12 protein-coding genes and 2 riboswitches are annotated in these 17,259 nt (G+C 70.1%); of the genes, 8 read left to right on the top strand and 4 right to left on the bottom strand.

Annotated features, from left to right (window positions below):
* Both nadA and P5G50_RS14970 read right to left on the bottom strand, forming a co-directional pair.
* Nucleotides 1-1,302: a quinolinate synthase NadA gene (gene nadA, locus P5G50_RS14975; RefSeq protein WP_301212461.1), complete on the bottom strand. Its 1,302-nt coding sequence runs from the start codon at nt 1,300-1,302 to the stop codon at nt 1-3.
* Nucleotides 1,299-2,024, bottom strand: a complete 726-nt coding sequence (locus P5G50_RS14970; RefSeq protein WP_301212462.1) for an NUDIX hydrolase — start codon at nt 2,022-2,024, stop codon at nt 1,299-1,301. The genes nadA and P5G50_RS14970 overlap by 4 nt, the downstream gene beginning before the upstream one ends.
* Before the next feature lie 133 nt (nt 2,025-2,157).
* A riboswitch (glycine riboswitch) is annotated at nt 2,158-2,256 on the top strand.
* 1 nt (nt 2,257) lies between these two features.
* A riboswitch (glycine riboswitch) is annotated at nt 2,258-2,362 on the top strand.
* A gap of 63 nt (nt 2,363-2,425) precedes the next feature.
* Here P5G50_RS14970 and gcvT point away from each other — a divergent pair.
* From gcvT to gcvP, 3 genes are read left to right on the top strand one after another with little or no spacing between them, the layout of a single operon-like run.
* Nucleotides 2,426-3,655: a glycine cleavage system aminomethyltransferase GcvT gene (gcvT, locus tag P5G50_RS14965; protein WP_301212463.1), complete on the top strand. Its 1,230-nt coding sequence runs from the start codon at nt 2,426-2,428 to the stop codon at nt 3,653-3,655.
* A 1-nt stretch (nt 3,656) separates the two neighbouring features.
* Nucleotides 3,657-4,037 (top strand): glycine cleavage system protein GcvH, encoded by a 381-nt coding sequence (gene gcvH / locus P5G50_RS14960; protein WP_301212464.1) that lies wholly within the window; start codon nt 3,657-3,659, stop codon nt 4,035-4,037.
* 17 nt (nt 4,038-4,054) lie between these two features.
* Nucleotides 4,055-6,952 (top strand): aminomethyl-transferring glycine dehydrogenase, encoded by a 2,898-nt coding sequence (gene gcvP / locus P5G50_RS14955; protein ID WP_301212465.1) that lies wholly within the window; start codon nt 4,055-4,057, stop codon nt 6,950-6,952.
* A gap of 92 nt (nt 6,953-7,044) precedes the next feature.
* Here the strand turns inward: gcvP and P5G50_RS14950 are convergent, their stop codons facing one another.
* Nucleotides 7,045-7,839, bottom strand: a complete 795-nt coding sequence (locus tag P5G50_RS14950) for a CPBP family intramembrane glutamic endopeptidase (protein WP_301212466.1) — start codon at nt 7,837-7,839, stop codon at nt 7,045-7,047.
* A 281-nt stretch (nt 7,840-8,120) separates the two neighbouring features.
* On the opposite strand from P5G50_RS14950, the gene P5G50_RS14945 reads away from it, so the two are divergent.
* The 3 genes from P5G50_RS14945 (at nt 8,121) to P5G50_RS14935 (ending at nt 12,645) form a co-directional block, all read left to right on the top strand.
* Nucleotides 8,121-9,914: an ABC transporter family substrate-binding protein gene (locus P5G50_RS14945; protein WP_301212467.1), complete on the top strand. Its 1,794-nt coding sequence runs from the start codon at nt 8,121-8,123 to the stop codon at nt 9,912-9,914.
* A 185-nt stretch (nt 9,915-10,099) separates the two neighbouring features.
* Nucleotides 10,100-11,632 (top strand): ABC transporter permease, encoded by a 1,533-nt coding sequence (locus P5G50_RS14940; protein WP_301212468.1) that lies wholly within the window; start codon nt 10,100-10,102, stop codon nt 11,630-11,632.
* Nucleotides 11,632-12,645, top strand: a complete 1,014-nt coding sequence (locus P5G50_RS14935) for an ABC transporter permease (RefSeq protein WP_301212469.1) — start codon at nt 11,632-11,634, stop codon at nt 12,643-12,645. Before P5G50_RS14940 ends, P5G50_RS14935 begins: the two co-directional genes overlap by 1 nt.
* Before the next feature lie 41 nt (nt 12,646-12,686).
* Here the strand turns inward: P5G50_RS14935 and P5G50_RS14930 are convergent, their stop codons facing one another.
* The gene (locus P5G50_RS14930) at nt 12,687-13,313 is read right to left on the bottom strand and encodes a PH domain-containing protein (RefSeq protein ID WP_301212470.1); all 627 of its coding nucleotides are present in this window, start codon (nt 13,311-13,313) and stop codon (nt 12,687-12,689) included.
* A 68-nt stretch (nt 13,314-13,381) separates the two neighbouring features.
* Here P5G50_RS14930 and P5G50_RS14925 point away from each other — a divergent pair, with 68 nt between their 5' ends.
* The gene (locus tag P5G50_RS14925; protein WP_301212471.1) at nt 13,382-15,238 is read left to right on the top strand and encodes an ABC transporter ATP-binding protein; all 1,857 of its coding nucleotides are present in this window, start codon (nt 13,382-13,384) and stop codon (nt 15,236-15,238) included.
* A gap of 80 nt (nt 15,239-15,318) precedes the next feature.
* Nucleotides 15,319-17,235, top strand: coding sequence for a translational GTPase TypA (gene typA, locus P5G50_RS14920; RefSeq protein ID WP_301212472.1), 1,917 nt, complete (start codon nt 15,319-15,321; stop codon nt 17,233-17,235).
* Nucleotides 17,236-17,259 lie beyond the last annotated feature (24 nt).

Below are 17,259 nucleotides of genomic sequence, written 5' to 3'. Positions count from 1 at the left end.
TCACGCCGCCATCGTCGTGTCGGGGCGCGCCGCGAGCATCCGCTCCAGCGCGACCCGGGCCGGTGCCGCGACCGACTCGGGCACCGAGACCTGGTTGAGGGCCTCGCCGCGGACCAGCCCCTCCAGCACCCAGGCCAGGTAGCCGGGGTGGATGCGGTACATGGTCGAGCACGGGCACACCACCGCGTCGAGGCAGAAGATCGTGTGCTGCGGGAACTGGGCCGCGAGCCGCTGCACCAGGTTGATCTCGGTGCCGATGGCGAAGGTCGAGCCGGCGGGAGCGGCCTGGATCGCCTTGACGATGTAGTCGGTCGAGCCGTACTCGTCGGCGGCGTCGACGACCTCCATCGGGCACTCCGGGTGCACGATGACGCGCACGCCGGGGAACTCGGCCCGCGCGTGCTCGATCTGGCCGACCGTGAACCGCTTGTGCACCGAGCAGAAGCCGTGCCACAGGATCACCCGGGCGTCCTGGAGCGTCTCGACGCTGGACCCGCCGAGCGGCTTGCGCGGGTTCCACAGCGGCATCGCCTCCACCGGCACGCCCATCGCCTTCGCCGTGTTGCGCCCGAGGTGCTGGTCGGGGAAGAAGAGGACGCGCTGCCCGCGCGCGAACGCCCACTCCAGCACGGTCGCCGCGTTGGAGGAGGTGCACACGATGCCGCCGTGCTCGCCGCAGAACGCCTTGAGCGCCGCCGACGAGTTCATGTACGTGACCGGGATGACCGGCACGCGGCCGTCGGCGTCGGGCTCGGTGCCGTACAGCTCCTCCAACTGCTCCCAGCACTCCTGCACCGAGTCGAGGTCGGCCATGTCGGCCATCGAGCACCCGGCGGCGAGGTTCGGGAGGATGACGCGCTGCTCGGGACGCGACACGATGTCGGCGGTCTCGGCCATGAAGTGCACGCCGCAGAACACGATCGCCTCCGCCTCCGGCCGCGCCTTCGCCGCGTTCGCGAGCTGGAACGAGTCGCCGACGAAGTCGGCGAACTGCACGACCTCGTCGCGCTGGTAGAAGTGGCCCATCACGGCGACGCGGTCGCCGAGCGTCGCCTTCGCGGCGAGGATGCGTTCGCGCAGTTCATCGGCGGAGGCCGTGCGGTACTCCTCGGGCAGCTCGCCCTGGCGCGGCGCGAACGCCGGGATCGGGTCTGCCATGGAGGCGCCCGGCCCGTAGGAGGGAGGGGCGGCGTCGAACGTCCACGGCGCCTCGACGAGGTCGGGCGTGCAGGTGGCGCCGGCGGCATCACCGGTCGCGATGAGCCGGATGGTCGTGTCGACCGAGGCGATGGCTGTGCTCATGATTCTCCCTTGAAGAAGTGCTGCTGCAGCGGCAGCGGCCCCGCGTCGGCGAGGTCGACCGCGTCGTCGTAGCGGTAGAGCCGGGGAGGCCGGTGCGGCGTCCCCGTGAGGTACTCGTCGGTCGCGACGACGGCCCCGGAGGCCTCGATCGTGCGCCGGAAGTTGGCCGGGTCGAGGGCGCGGCCGAGCACGGCCTCGTGCACCTCGCGCAGCTGGGCGAGCGTGAAGCGCTCGCCGAGGAAGGCGTGGGCGATGCGCGAGTACTCCATCTTGGTGCGCAGCCGCCAGAGCGCGTACTCGACGATGAGGTTGTGGTCGAAGGCCAGCTCGGGCAGGTGGTCGGCGGGGAACCAGGCGACGTTCTCGCCCACCACGGCGCGCTCCGCCTCCTCCCCGCGCACGAGCGCCCAGTAGACGATCGAGACGACGCGTTCGGCGCCGGAGGAGCGGGAGGCGTCTCCGAACGCGTACAGCTGCTCCAGATAGCTCGGGGCGAGCCCCGTGGTCTCGTTGAGCGTGCGTCCCGCGGCGTACGCGAGATCCTCTCCGACGCGCAGCGGTCCGCCCGGGAGCGCCCAGCGGCCCTGGAAGGGCTCGCGGATGCGGCGCACGAGCGGCAGCCAGACCTGCGGCTCGCCACCGGTCTCGTCGTCCTTGCGGAGGGCGAAGATCACCGTGGACACGGCGAGCAACGCGCTGGCGCGTTCGTGCTTCGTCGTCATGGCCGGTCCCTCCGGATGGTTAAAGTCATCGTGACTCTAAGAAGCCATCTTAGTGTCATTCCGACCTGAACGCCAACCCGGCGGGAAGCGGATATGCTGACTCCCGATCCACTCAACTGAACATCGGGCCATCGAGGTCGATGCGGGAGAGTCGCGGGCGCTTGACGCCGCGCGGCACCGAAGGAGCAATCCTCCCCGACAATCTCTCAGGTACGCGTACCGCATCGGACTGGCCACTCTGAAAAGCAGGACGGCGCTCGCCGCCCTCGCCCACGGTGAAAGCCGCGGTCCGCTCCGGCGGGCGCGGTGAAACTCTCAGGCCGGATGACAGAGGGGGAGTTCTTCCCGGGGCCGCCGCGCCCCGCCGCCCCCGGCCGCCCGGCCGGCGTATCGGAGAACTCATGACCTCGCAGAACGAGCCCCGCCTCTCGCCGCTCCACGACGCCCACGTCGCCGCCGGCGCCTCCTTCACGGACTTCGCCGGCTGGCAGATGCCCGTGCGCTACGCGGGCGACCTCGCCGAGCACCACGCCGTCCGCACCGCCGCCGGCATCTTCGACCTCTCGCACATGGGCGAGATCGTCGTCCTCGGGCCGGAGGCGGGGGAGGCGCTCGACTACGCGCTCGCCGGCCGCCTGTCCGCGCTCGCGGTCGACCGGGCCAAGTACAGCCTCCTGCTCTCGCGCTCCGGCGGCGTCATCGACGACCTCGTCGTGTACCGCACGGGGGAGGACCGCTACCTGGTCGTCGCGAACGCCGCGAACCGCGAGGTGGTCGCCGAGGAGCTGCGCGACCGCACGGCGCCCTTCGACGTCGAGGTGTTCGACGAGAGCGACGACGTCGCCCTGATCGCGGTGCAGGGCCCCGCCGCGCTGTCGATCCTGCTCGCGACGCCCGGCTTCTCCGCCGACGACGGAGCCCTCGACGGCGAGGACTTCGCCCAGCGCCTCACCGACCTCCGCTACTACCGCGCCCTTCCGGCCGAGTTCCAGACGCGCCCGCTGCTGATCGCCCGCACCGGCTACACCGGCGAGGACGGCTTCGAGCTCTACCTCGCCCCCGACGACGCCCGCGGCCTCTGGGACGCGCTGCTGGAGGCCGGCGCCGACCAGGGCCTCGTGCCCGCCGGTCTCGCCGCGCGCGACACCCTCCGCCTGGAGGCGGGGATGCCGCTGTACGGTCACGAGCTCGGCCGCGACACCCAGCCGGCGCAGGCCGGCCTCGGCCGTGTCGTCGACCTGGGCAAGGACACCGACTTCGTCGGCCGCGCCGCCGCGGAGGAGGGGCCGGACCCCGAGGCCCGCGTGCTCGTCGGCCTGATGGGCCATGGCAAGCGCGCCGCCCGCGCCGGCTACCCCGTGCTCGCCGTCCTCGGCGGCGACAAGGGCGGCGACGACGCCGAGGTCGGCGTCGTGACCTCGGGCGTCCTGTCGCCGACGATCGGCGTCCCCGTGGCCATGGCCTACGTCGCGCCCCGCTACGCCCGGCCCGGCACCGAGCTGCACGTCGACGTGCGCGGCTCCCGCCTGCCCTTCACCGTCACCGAGCTGCCGTTCTACCGCAGGAAGCCCGGCGCGCCCTCCAGCACTCCCGCCCCCTCCAGCACCAGCGAGACCCGAAAGGACGGCTGACATGGCCGCAGAGCAGGACCTCCAGTACACCGCCGAGCACGAGTGGCTGCTCGTCGAGGGCGACGTCGCGACGGTGGGCATCACCGCGTACGCGGCCGACAAGCTCGGCGACGTCGTCTTCGTGGAGCTGCCGGAGGCCGGGAGCGACGTGGCCGCCGGCCGCGTCGTCGGCGAGATCGAGTCCACCAAGTCGGTCGGCGAGCTGTTCGCCCCCGTCGACGGCACCGTGACCGAGATCAACGACGCGGTCGTCGACGCGCCCGAGCTGGTCAACTCCGACCCGTTCGGCGACGGCTGGCTGATCAAGGTGCGCTTCTCGGCGCTGCCCGACGGCCTCCTGAGCTACGACCAGTACACCGCCGTCACCGGCGGAACCGACTGAAGGATCGACACCACCGCATGAGCGAGCTCTTCCAGACGCGTCACATCGGCACCGACGGCGACGCGCAGCGCACGATGCTGTCCGCGCTGGGCTACGAATCGGTGGAGGCGCTGGTCTCCGCCGCGGTCCCGGACTCCATCCGGGTCGACGGCTCCCGCGCGTCGGCGCTGCCGGCCCCGATCAGCGAGCGGGCCGCGCTGCGCGAGCTGCGCGCCATCGCCTCCCGCAACACCGTCAACCGCCCCATGATCGGGCTCGGCTACTACGGCACGATCACCCCCGCGGTGATCAAGCGCAACGTGCTCGAGAACCCGGGCTGGTACACCGCGTACACGCCGTACCAGCCCGAGATCTCGCAGGGACGGCTGGAGGCGCTGCTCAACTTCCAGACCATGGTCGCCGACCTGGCCGGCCTCGACACCGCGAACGCCTCGATGCTCGACGAGGGCACCGCGGTGGTGGAGGGCATGCTGCTGGCGCGGCGCGCCTCCAAGGTGAAGAGCCCCCGCTTCGTCGTCGACGCCGACACCTTCCCGCAGACGCTCGCCCTGCTCCGCAACCGCGCCGACGCCGTCGGGATCGAGCTGGTCGTGCTCGACCTCGCCTCCACCCCGGCCGACGCGCCGGAGCTGTCGGACGCGTTCGGCCTGTTCGTGCAGTACCCCGGCGCCTCCGGCCGCGTCTGGGACGCCGAGCCGGTCATGCGCGCCGCGAAGGAGGCGGGCGCGATCGTGGTCGCTGCCGCCGACCTCCTCGCCCTCACCCTGCTCCGCTCGCCCGGCGAGCTTGGCGCCGACGTCGCCGTGGGCACGACGCAGCGGTTCGGCGTCCCGATGGGCTTCGGCGGACCGCACGCCGGCTACATGGCCGTCCGCGCCGGTCTGGAGCGCCAGCTCCCCGGCCGGCTCGTCGGCGTCTCGCAGGATGCCGCGGGCAAGCCGGCCTACCGGCTCACGCTGCAGACTCGCGAGCAGCACATCCGCCGCGAGAAGGCGACCTCCAACATCTGCACCGCTCAGGTGCTCCTCGCCGTCATGGCCGCCATGTACGGCGTCTACCACGGCCCGGCCGGGCTGCGGGCGATCGGCAGCCAGGTGCACCTCGCGACGGTCGCCGTCGCCGACCTGCTGCGCGCCTCCGGCGTCGAGGTCGTCTCCCGGTCGTTCTTCGACACGCTGCAGGTGGAGGTGGACGACGCCGCCGCGGTCGTCGCGCGTGCTCACGAGCACGGCCTGCTGCTGCACGCCACCGACGCCGGTCTGGTGTCGCTGAGCCTCGACGAGGAGTCCGCCTCCGACCTCCGCGACGGCTCCTTCCCGCTCAGCGAGCTCGTGGAGGCGCTGGGCGGCACGGTCGACGGCGAGCCCGAGCTGCGGCTCGGCTCCGAGACGTCGTTCGATCAGGCGCTGACGCGCACCTCCGCGTACCTGACGCACCCGGTGTTCAGCACGCACCACTCCGAGACTGCGATGATGCGCTACCTGCGCCTCCTGCAGGACCGCGACTACGCGCTCGACCGCGGCATGATCCCGCTCGGCTCGTGCACGATGAAGCTCAACGCGGCCACCGAGATGGAGGCGGTGACCTGGCCGGAGTTCGCGGCGCTCCACCCCTTCGCCCCGACCGCCGACGTCGCCGGCAGCCTGGAGCTGATCGACCAGCTGGAGACCTGGCTCGCCGACGTCACCGGCTACGACACCGTCTCGCTGCAGCCCAACGCGGGCAGCCAGGGCGAGCTGGCGGGCCTCCTCGCCATCCGCGGCTACCACCGCTCGCGCGGCGACGACCAGCGCACGGTGTGCCTGATCCCGCAGAGTGCTCACGGCACCAACGCGGCCTCGGCTGTGTTGGCGGGGATGCGCGTCGTCGTCGTCGCGACCGACGAGCTCGGCAACGTCGACCTCGACGACCTGCGCGCCAAGATCGGCGAGAACGCCGACGCGCTCGCCGCCCTGATGATCACCTATCCGTCCACCCACGGCGTGTACGAGCACGAGGTCGTCCAGATCACGAGCGCGGTGCACGAGGCCGGCGGCCAGGTGTACGTCGACGGCGCCAACCTCAACGCCCTGCTCGGCTACGCCCGGTTCGGCGACTTCGGCGGCGACGTCAGCCACCTCAACCTGCACAAGACCTTCTGCATCCCGCACGGCGGCGGCGGCCCCGGCGTCGGCCCTGTCGCGGCGAAGGCGCACCTCGCGCCGTTCCTGCCCGGGCACCCCATGGCGCAGGAGGCCACGCACCCGTCGGTCGGCGGCGGTCGCGTCGAGCACGGCGGCGGCCCGGTCTCGGCGGCTCCGTACGGCAGCCCGAGCATCCTCCCGATCAGCTGGGCCTACGTGCGCATGATGGGTGCGGAGGGTCTCCGTGACGCCACCGGCGCCGCGGTGCTCGCGGCCAACTACGTCGCGGCGAAGCTGCGCGACCACTTTCCGGTGCTGTACGCGGGCGACGACGGGCTCGTGGCGCACGAGTGCATCCTCGACGTGCGCCCTCTCACCGAGCGCACCGGTGTGACGGTCGACGACGTGGCCAAGCGCCTCATCGACTTCGGCTTCCACGCGCCGACGATGTCGTTCCCGGTCGCCGGCACCCTCATGGTGGAGCCGACCGAGAGCGAGGACCTCGCGGAGCTCGACCGCTTCGTCGCCGCGATGATCGCGATCAAGGCCGAGGCCGACGCGGTCGCCGCGGGGGAGTGGCCCTCCGACGACAACCCGCTGCGCAACGCCCCGCACACCGCGGAGTCCGTGGTCGCGGCCGACTGGAGCCACCCGTACACCCGCGAGAAGGCGGTCTACCCGGTCCCCGGCCTCGTCCGCGGCAAGTACTGGCCTCCGGTCCGCCGCATCGACCAGGCCTACGGCGACCGCAACCTCTTCTGCGCCTGCCCCCCGCCGGACGCCTTCGCCTGACCCGCGCCCACTCCCGGCCCCGACCGCCGAGTACGCGCGAATTCCGCTTGAAACCGCCGAGTACGCAGAGAGTCCGCGTACTCGGCGGTTTGCTACGCGAAGATGTGGGGCCAGAGGGCGACGGCGAGGGGATAGCCGACGAACGAGATGACGTCGATGATCACGTGGGCGACCACGAGGGGCATGACGCGGCCCCATCGCGTGTAGCACCAGCCGAAGACGACGCCCATCACCGCGTTGCCGATGAAGGGGCCGAAGCCCTGGTACAGGTGGTAGCTCCCGCGCAGGACGGCGGCGCCGAGGATGATCGGCCACGTCCCCCAGCCGAGCTGGCGGAGGCGCGTGAAGAGGTAGCCGACCACGATCACCTCCTCCTGCAGCCCGGCGCGCAGCGCGACGAGGACGAGGACCGGCACCGTCCACCAGTGCGTGTCGAGCGTCGACGCCTGCACCGTGACCGTGATCCCGAGCAGCCGGGTCGCCGCGAAGAAGAGGATGCCCGGCACGCCGATGACGGCGACCAGCAGCAGCGCGCGCAGCACGTCCCTCCCCGGCTGCCGGAATTCCAGCCCGATGCGCCGGAACCCGCTGCGGCCGGGCTCCCACAGCAGGTACACGACGAGAGCCACCGCGAAGAGCGGGAACAGCGCCCCGAGCACCTGATAGAGGAAGTCGAAGACCTCGCGGTCCGACTGCGCCGGGTTGATGCTCGTCGTCTGGTCGGCGAGGGCCGTGCCCTTGGTGCTGTCGTCGATGATCTCGACGATGGAGTAGACCGCCGACCGGCCGAGCGAGAGCCCGAGGACGATGGCGACCTCCCACCACAGCCGGGCGCGGCGATCGGGCGCGACGGGCGTCTCGGCGACCCAGGTCGTGGTGCTGCTCATATGTGCATCCTGCCAGCCCCGCGGCAGGCCGAGCGGGAGCGCCGTTTCTGCATGGAGTTGCGGAGGACCGGCGGCGAACGATGGATCCGTTGCGTCGCGGGACCGATTACGGGCGTCATCGATGCCACGGCGCACGATTCCCGCGACTGAGTTACCGCTGTGTAACGTTTTCCGGGCTTGTTTTGCATTCATTCACCGACGTACCTAGGGTCGTTCATATCCCGCGCGGCGCAGGGGCTCTCGCACGCCTGTGCCGTCGCACACTTCGCACAGGAGGAACATTGCACATCAAGGGAAGAAGGGTGAGGTACGCGGTCAGCGCCGTCGCCCTCGCGGGCGCCACTGCGCTCGCCCTGTCGGCCTGCACCACGTCCGGCAGCACGGGCGGCTCCACGGCTGCCAAGGGCGGCACCGTGACGGTCGCGGTCGTCAACGACCTCACCTCGCTGAACTCGCAGACCCCCCAGGGCAACCTGGACACCAACGGTCAGGTCGGCTACCTGGACGGCTCGTACGGCTCGGGCTTCCAGTACATCGACAACAACTACAAGATCGTCCACGACGACAGCTACGGCACCTTCGAGAAGACCTCGGACGACCCGCTGACCGTCAAGTACACCCTTCCCAAGGAAGCGAAGTGGTCCGACGGCGAGCCGGTCACGGCTGACGACATGGTCCTCGGCTGGGCGATGCAGTCCGGTTACTACGACTCCGCCACCCTCGACGAGGCCAGCGGCGAGGTCACCAAGGGCACGCAGTACTTCACCCCTGCTGCCGGCACCGCGGGCATCGACCAGACCGAGTACCCCGAGGTCAGCAACGACAACCGCACGATCACGCTGAAGTACGCCAAGCCCTTCGTGGACTGGGAGCTCTTCAACCCGATCGCGCAGCCGGCGCACATCGTCGCCAAGAAGGCGGGCCTCTCCTCGGCCGCCGACCTGACGAAGCTGCTGAAGGGCCTGCCCAAGGGCGACAAGGCCAACCCGCAGCCGGCCGACCCGACCCTGAAGAAGGCCGCCGACTTCGTCAACACGGGCTACGACATCACCGCGTTCCCGACCGACAAGGACCTCCTCGTCGCGTCCGGCCCGTTCGTGGTCTCGAACTGGACCCCCGGTCAGTCCATCACCATGGTGAAGAACAAGAACTACTGGGGCAAGAACAAGGGCAACGTCGACAAGATCGTCTTCCGCATCATCCCCGACGCCAACGCTCAGGTGACCGCCCTACAGAACGGCGAGGTCGACATCATCAACCCGCAGGCGTCCGCGGACACCCTGACGGCGCTGAAGAACACGAGCGCCAAGGTGCTCACCGGCGACCAGGTCTCGTACGACCACCTCGACCTGAACTTCGGCTCGCCGACGTTCCAGGACGCGAAGGTCCGTGAGGCGTTCCTCAAGACGATCCCGCGTCAGCAGATCCTCGACTCGATCGTCACCCCGGTGAACCCGAAGGCGAAGGTCCTCAACTCGCAGATCTGGCTGCCCAGCCAGGACGACTACGCGGACGCGGTCAAGAAGAACGGCTCCGACGCGTACGACAAGGTCGACATCGAGGGCGCCAAGCAGCTGCTCGCCGGTGCCACCCCGACCATCCGGATCCTCTACAACACGAACAACCCGAACCGCGTCGACGAGTTCCAGGCCATCCAGGCCTCGGCGACCAAGGCCGGCTTCAAGATCGTGGACGCCGGTTCGCCGCAGTGGAGCACCCTCCTCCCGGGTGGTGACTACGACGCGTCGCTCTTCGGCTGGATCAGCCCGGGTGCAGGCACCTCGCAGATCCCGCAGCTGTTCACCACCGGTGGCGGCGGCAACTACAACCGCTACAACAACATGAACGACGTCGCGGTGCAGACCCAGACGACCCTCGACAAGGACGAGCTCACCAAGCTCGAGCTGCAGATCGACACGGCCACCTTCAAGGACGGCTACGGCCTGCCGCTGTTCCAGCTGCCGGGTGTCTTCGGTGTCAACGCCCGCGTCGACGGCGTGGAGTACATGGGCAATCAGACGGGCCCGTTCTGGAACTTCTGGGAGTGGTCGGTCAAGTCCGGCTCCAAGAAGTAACAGCTCCGTACGAGAGAGTGCCCGGGCGAACCCCGGGCACTCTCTCTGCGGCGGGGCGCCGGTTCTTCCGGCGCCCCGTATCATGTAGTCGGTGGACGCGATCCGTCCGCCCTTAGTGAACGCGCCTGGCGGCTCCCCCCGCCGCATCCCGTGAGGCGCGTCCTGTCAGTGAAGGTTCTGAACCTATGGCGAGTTTCATCCTGAGACGCCTTCTCGTCTCGGTACTCATCATCATCGCCGCCTCGTTCCTGATGTACATGCTGGTCGCGTACAGCGCCGACCCGCTCCAGGACCTGCGGTCGAGCAATTCCCCCAACAAGACCCAGCTGATCGCCGCGCGCGTGCAGCTGCTCCAGCTCGACGTCGCCCCGCCGCTGCGCTGGCTGCTCTGGCTCGGCGGAGTGGCCAAGTGCCTGATCCCGTTCGCCAACCAGTGCGACCTCGGGTCGACGATCTCGAACGCGAAGGTCGTCGACATCCTGCCGCAGGCGCTCGGCTCGACGGTCCAGCTGGTCACGCTGGCCCTGGTGCTGGCGATCCTCCTCGGCGTCACGATCGGCATCGTGACCGCGCTCCGGCAGTACAGCGGGCTCGACAACGTCGTCACCTTCCTCAGCTTCTTCCTGTACTCGCTGCCCGCGTTCCTCATGGCCGTGCTCCTCAAGGAGTTCGTCGCGATCGGGTTCAACAACTTCCTGGCGCACCCGACCATCCCGTGGTGGGTGGCCGTCATCATCGGAGTGGTGGCCGGCCTGATCTGGCAGTCGCTGATCGGCGGCGACCGCCGTCGTCGCCTCACCACCTTCGCGGTGGCCACGGTGGCGACCGCGGGCGTGCTGCTGCTGATGTCGGCGACGAACTGGTTCCTGGTCCCCGGGCTCGGACCGGTCGTGATGATCATCCTCGTCGCGGCGACCGTCATCGGCACCACCGCCCTCATCGCGGGCCTGCAGAACCGCCGCGCCCTGATCGCCGGCGGGATCGCGGGCGCCGTCGCGATCATCTGCTACTTCGCGCTGCAGCCGCTCTTCGACGTCTCGACGATCGGCACCATCGTGATCCTGGCGATCGTGGCCATCCTCGTGAGCCTCGCGATCGGCTGGTTCGTCGGCGGCTACGACCGCGGCCAGAACATGCGCATCGCGGTCATCGTGACGATCGTCTCCGGCTTCCTCATCATCGTGGACCGCCTCATGCAGGCGTGGCCGACCTACTTCGACGACACCAACGGACGTCCGATCGCGACCGTCGGCTCGGCGACCCCCGGGCTCGAGGGCGACATGTGGGTCACCGGCCTCGACACCTTCACCCACCTGGTGCTGCCGACGATCGCGCTGCTCCTGATCTCCTTCGCCTCCTACACGCGCTACTCGCGCGCCGGGATGCTCGAGGTGCTCAATCAGGACTTCATCCGCACCGCGCGGGCGAAGGGCCTGCCCGAGCGCACGGTGATCGTGCGCCACGCCTTCCGCAACATGCTCATCCCGCTCACCACCCTCGTGGCGTTCGATGTGGGTGCGCTGCTCGGTGGCGCGATCATCACCGAGCGCGTGTTCGCCATCCCCGGTATGGGCTTCCTGTTCGCCAGCGGCCTCGACCGCGGTGACCTCAATCCGGTCATGGGCTACTTCCTGGTGATCGCGGTCATGGCGATCCTGTTCAACTTCCTCGCGGACCTCTCGTACGCCGCGCTCGACCCGAGAGTGAGGGTCCGCTGATGTCCGTCGACAACACGCGAATCGCAGACGAGCTCGAGGCGCCGACCGCGCCCCCGGTCAGCCAGGGGAAGCTGGTCTGGAAGCGGTTCCTCTCGAACAAGCTGGCCGTCGTCAGCGCCATCCTGTTCATCGCGATCCTGCTCTTCTCCATCTCGGCGATCGGGCTCGGCCCCATCCCCGGCTGGTGGAAGTACGGCTTCAAGGAGCTGAACGACCAGTTCCAGCGCGGAGCGCCCTCGTGGGAGCACCCGTTCGGGCAGGACAGGATCGGCAAGGACTACTTCGCGCAGACCATGCGCGGCATCCAGAACTCGATCCTCGTCATGGTCGTGCTCGGACTGATCGCGAGCGTCGTCGGCGTCGTGGTCGGAGCGGTCGCCGGCTACTTCCGCGGCGTCGTCGACGCGATCCTGATGCGCATCACGGATGTCTTCATCGTCATCCCCGCGCTCGTGATCGGCTCGGTCGTCGGCCACATCTTCGGCGGTCTCGGCGCCTTCTTCCTGGCGCTGATGCTCGGCTTCTTCTCGTGGATGGGCATCGCCCGTCTGGTCCGCGGCGAGTTCCTCTCGCTGCGCGAGCGGGAGTTCGTGGAGGCGGCCCGTGTCGCGGGGGCCTCGGATGCGCGCATCATCTTCAAGCACATCCTGCCGAACGCCATCGGCGTCGTCATCGTCGCCTCGACGCTGATCATGGCCTCGGCCATCCTGCTCGAGACCGCGTTGTCGTTCCTCGGCTACGGCATCCGTCCGCCGGACGTCTCGCTCGGCCTGCTGATCAGCCAGAACCAGTCCGCGTTCCAGACCCGGCCGTGGCTGTTCTGGTGGCCCGGCGCGTTCATCGTGACCCTGGCCCTGCTGGTCAACTTCGTCGGCGACGGCCTGCGCGACGCCTTCGACCCCCGCCACCGCCGGTTCAACCTGCGCCGCATGCGCGAGCAGGAGCCGGAGGAGGGCGAGGGCGACGACGGCGGCCCGCGCACGGGCGCTGCCCTCGCGGAGGACGTGCTGTGACCTCCGCCCTCGCCGTGCTGCTCCCGGCCCCCCTCGCGGGGTCAGGCCAGGAGCAGCGCGGCGACCGAGCCGGCCGTCAGCAGCACCAGCACGGCCAGCGTCGCGACGTGCCAGCGCACGGCGACGGGCGTCTCGTCGGCGCGGCCGGCCTCGATCGTTCCAGCGTTCTGCAGGGCGGTCCAGCGACGGCGGATGACCTCCGCGGCGGCCCCGGACTCGGTGCCCAGCAGGTCACCGGGGCGTCGCACCGTGTCATCGACGCTCGGCCGGCCGGTCCGGCCCTTCGTCTCGTTGCGGGTCGCCCGCAGCGTGCGGGCGGTGCCGGGCGCGGGAGCGGACCACACCGGGTACTTGGCGCCGGGCACGTACAGCGTCAGCGCGTACTTGGTGTCGACGTGGATGAGCGCCTCCCACGGGATGCGGACGGTGCGCGTCACGTTCAGCACCGTGATGGCCGCGTCGCCGACGACCAGGAGCGGACGCCACAGCGTCGCCCAGGCGATGAAGGCGAACAGGGCCACCGGCACCAGGTAGAGCAGGCGGGCGTCGTGCACGCTCAGCGCCAGGCCGACGGCCAGCGCGGCGCACGCCGCCCAGATCAGGATCGCAAGCACCCGGTTGAACCGGGACACGAAGACGTCGCCATCGGCGGAGGGGTCGAGGGGCATGGCTCCATGCTCTCACCCCGGCCACAAGCCGCCCGGCCGATGCGCGCCCGCGAAAGGAACCACGAATCATGACCGCCACCACCCCCGGTCAGGCCGGCGTCGTCACCGACGCCCCCGTGCTGGAGGTCACCGACCTCTCCGTCGACTTCGGCGTGGACAACGTCTGGGTGCCAGCAGCCAAGAAGCTCAACTACGCGATCAAGGCGGGCGAGGTGCTCGCCATCGTCGGCGAGTCCGGCTCGGGCAAGAGCGCGAGCTCGATGGCGATCCTCGACCTGCTGCCCACGAACTCCCGCGTCCAGGGCTCGATCAAGCTGGAGGGGCGCGAGCTCACCGGCCTGAACCCGCAGCAGATGCGCCGCGTCCGCGGCCGTCAGGTGTCGGTGATCTTCCAGGAGCCGATGACCGCGCTGAACCCCGTCTACACGGTCGGCTCCCAGATCGTCGAGACGCTCCGCATCCACTTCGGGATGTCGCCGCACGAGGCCAAGGAGCGCGCCCTCGAGCTGCTCGAGATGGTCGAGCTGCCGGACCCGGTGAAGGCGTTCAACTCCTACCCGCACCAGCTCTCCGGCGGTCAGCGGCAGCGCGCCATGATCGCGCAGTCGATCTCGTGCGACCCGAAGCTCCTCATCGCCGACGAGCCGACCACCGCTCTGGACGTGACCGTGCAGGCCGAGATCCTGGAGCTGCTGCGCAGCCTCCGCGACCGGCTCGACAGCGCGATCCTGCTGATCACCCATGACATGGGCGTCGTCGCCGACCTCGCCGACAACATCGTCGTGATGCGCAAGGGCGACATCGTGGAGTCGGGCACCGTCGCCCAGGTCTTCGAGGCGCCGCAGCACCCGTACACGATCGCCCTTCTCGACGCCGTGCCGCACCTCGGCCAGCGCGAGGACGAGGAGATCGACACCACTGCCGCGCTCGCGCTCGGCACCGAGTCGGTCGACGCCGAGCTCGCCGAGCGCATCCGCGTCAACGAGCGCCTGGCGCAGGCCGAGCACGAGAAGGCCGAGATGGACCGCCGCCCGGTGGTCGTCGACTTCCAGAACGTGGCGATCGAGTACCCGAAGCACGGCCGCGTCCCCGCGTTCCGCGCCGCGAGCGACATCGACCTGCAGATCCACGAGGGCGAGGTCGTCGGCCTCGTGGGCGAGTCGGGCTCGGGCAAGACGACGCTCGGCCGCGCCGCGATCGGCCTGCTGCCCATCCACTCGGGCAAGCTCGTCGTCGCCGGTCAGGACATCAGCAACGCCGGCCGCGACGACATCCGCAAGCTGCACCGCAACGTCGGCATCGTGTTCCAGGACCCGTCGTCGTCGCTGAACCCGCGTCTCCAGATCGCCGACTCCATCGGCGAGCCGCTCCGGCTGGCCAAGAAGCTCAAGGGCGCCGAGCTGGCGAAGGAGGTCGACCGCCTCCTCGACAGCGTCGAGCTGCCGCGCGCCTACCGCAGCCGGTTCCCGCACGAGCTCTCCGGCGGCCAGAAGCAGCGCGTCGGCATCGCCCGTGCACTGTCGCTGGAGCCGCAGGTGCTGATCGCCGACGAGCCGACCTCCGCGCTCGACGTCTCGGTGCAGGCCCGCGTGCTGGAGCTGATGCAGCAGCTGCAGCGCGAGATGAACTTCGCGTGCCTGTTCATCACCCACGACCTCGCGGTCATCGACGTGCTCGCCGATCGCATCGCGGTGATGCACCACGGCCACCTGGTCGAGGTCGGCACGCGCGACGAGATCCTCCGCTACCCGAAGGAGGCGTACACGCAGCGCCTCCTCGCCGCGGTACCGCTGCCCGACCCCGAGCAGCAGCGCGCCCGCCGCGAGCTGCGCCTCCAGCTGCTCGCCGCCGGCTCCGACGAGGTCGTGCCGGTCAACGAGGGCCTGCCGCAGGAGCCGGAGCCGCCGGTCGCGCAGGGGCTGTAGGGCTCTCAGCGGGAGGCGGGGGAACCTGCGATAGGATGTAACGTTCCCCTTCCTCCCTGACGAGAGTCGAGTCCTCACGCATGTCCGAAAACGCCGTCGCCCACCGGGACGACCTGCGCAACGTCGCGATCGTCGCGCACGTCGACCACGGCAAGACCACGCTGGTCGACGCCATGCTCAAGCAGACCAACTCCTTCGACGCGCACGCGCACGTCGAGGAGCGGGCGATGGACTCGAACGAGCTGGAGCGTGAGAAGGGCATCACGATCCTCGCCAAGAACACGGCGATCTCGTACAACGGCAAGCACGCCGCGAACGGCCCGATCACCATCAACGTGATCGACACCCCCGGCCACGCCGACTTCGGCGGCGAGGTCGAGCGCGGCCTGTCCATGGTCGACGGCGTCGTGCTGCTCGTCGACGCGAGCGAGGGCCCGCTGCCGCAGACCCGCTTCGTGCTGCGCAAGGCGCTGGAGGCGAAGCTCCCGGTGATCCTCGCCGTCAACAAGACCGACCGCGGCGACGCCCGCATCGAGGAGGTAGTGGGCGAGAGCCAGGACCTCCTGCTCGGCCTCGCCAGCGACCTCGCCGACGACGTGCCCGACCTTGACCTCGACGCCATCCTCGACGTGCCGGTGGTGTACGCGTCCGGCCGCGCCGGCGCCGCGAGCCGCAACCGGCCCGCCAACGGCGAGCTGCCCGACAACGACGACCTCGAGCCGCTGTTCGAGGCGATCCTCGAGCACATCCCGGCGCCGTCCTACGACCCGGAGGCGCCGCTGCAGGCGCACGTCACCAACCTCGACGCCTCGCCGTTCCTCGGCCGCCTCGCGCTGCTCCGCATCTTCAACGGCACGCTCAAGAAGGGCCAGACCGTGGCCTGGGTGCGTCACGACGGCGACGTGCACAACGTGCGCGTGACCGAGCTGCTGATGACGAAGGCGCTCGACCGCTACCCGGCCGAGTCCGCGGGCCCCGGCGACATCGTCGCCGTCGCCGGGTTCGCCGACATCATGATCGGCGACACCCTGGCCGACCCCGACGACGTGCGCCCGCTCCCGGCGATCCACGTCGACGAGCCCGCGATCTCGATGACCATCGGCACCAACACCTCCCCGCTCGTCGGCAAGGTGAAGGGCCACAAGCTGACCGCGCGCATGGTCAAGGACCGCCTCGACCGCGAGCTGATCGGCAACGTGTCGCTGCGCGTGCTCGACATCGGCCGCCCCGACGCGTGGGAGGTGCAGGGCCGCGGCGAGCTGGCGCTGGCCATCCTCGTCGAGCAGATGCGCCGCGAGGGCTACGAGTTGACCGTCGGCAAGCCGCAGGTGGTCACCAAGAAGGTCGACGGCAAGACCCACGAGCCGTACGAGCACCTGACGATCGACGCCCCCGAGGAGTACCTCGGCGCGATCACCCAGCTGCTCGCCGCGCGCAAGGGCCGCATGGAGAACATGACGAACCACGGCACCGGCTGGGTCCGCATGGAGTTCATCGTCCCGTCGCGCGGCCTGATCGGCTTCCGCACCGAGTTCCTCACCACGACCCGCGGCACCGGCATCGCGAACGCGATCTCGCACGGCTACGACGAGTGGGCCGGGCAGATCGTCACGCGCAGCAACGGCTCCATCGTCGCCGACCGCGCCGGCGTCGTGACGCCGTTCGCGATCATCGCCCTGCAGGAGCGCATGAGCTTCTTCGTGAACCCCACGGAGGAGGTCTACGAGGGCATGGTCATCGGCGAGAACTCGCGCGCCGACGACATGGACGTGAACATCACCAAGGAGAAGAAGCTCACCAACATGCGCTCCTCCACGGCCGACACGTTCGAGTCGATGACGCCGTCGCGCCAGCTCACGCTCGAGGAGTGCCTGGAGTTCGCCCGCGAGGACGAGTGCGTCGAGGTCACCCCCGAGGCCGTCCGCATCCGCAAGGTCGAGCTCGACGCGACCGCCCGCGGCCGCGCCGCCGCGCGCCTCAAGCGCCAGGACGCGTAACCCGCGTCTCCCGACTTCCCGCAC

The organism is Leifsonia williamsii, from assembly GCF_030433685.1.
GTDB classification, from domain to species: Bacteria; Actinomycetota; Actinomycetes; order Actinomycetales; family Microbacteriaceae; genus Leifsonia; species Leifsonia williamsii.
The sequence above is the reverse complement of the archived record's forward strand: the minus strand, read 5'-3'. Positions and strand labels throughout refer to the sequence as shown.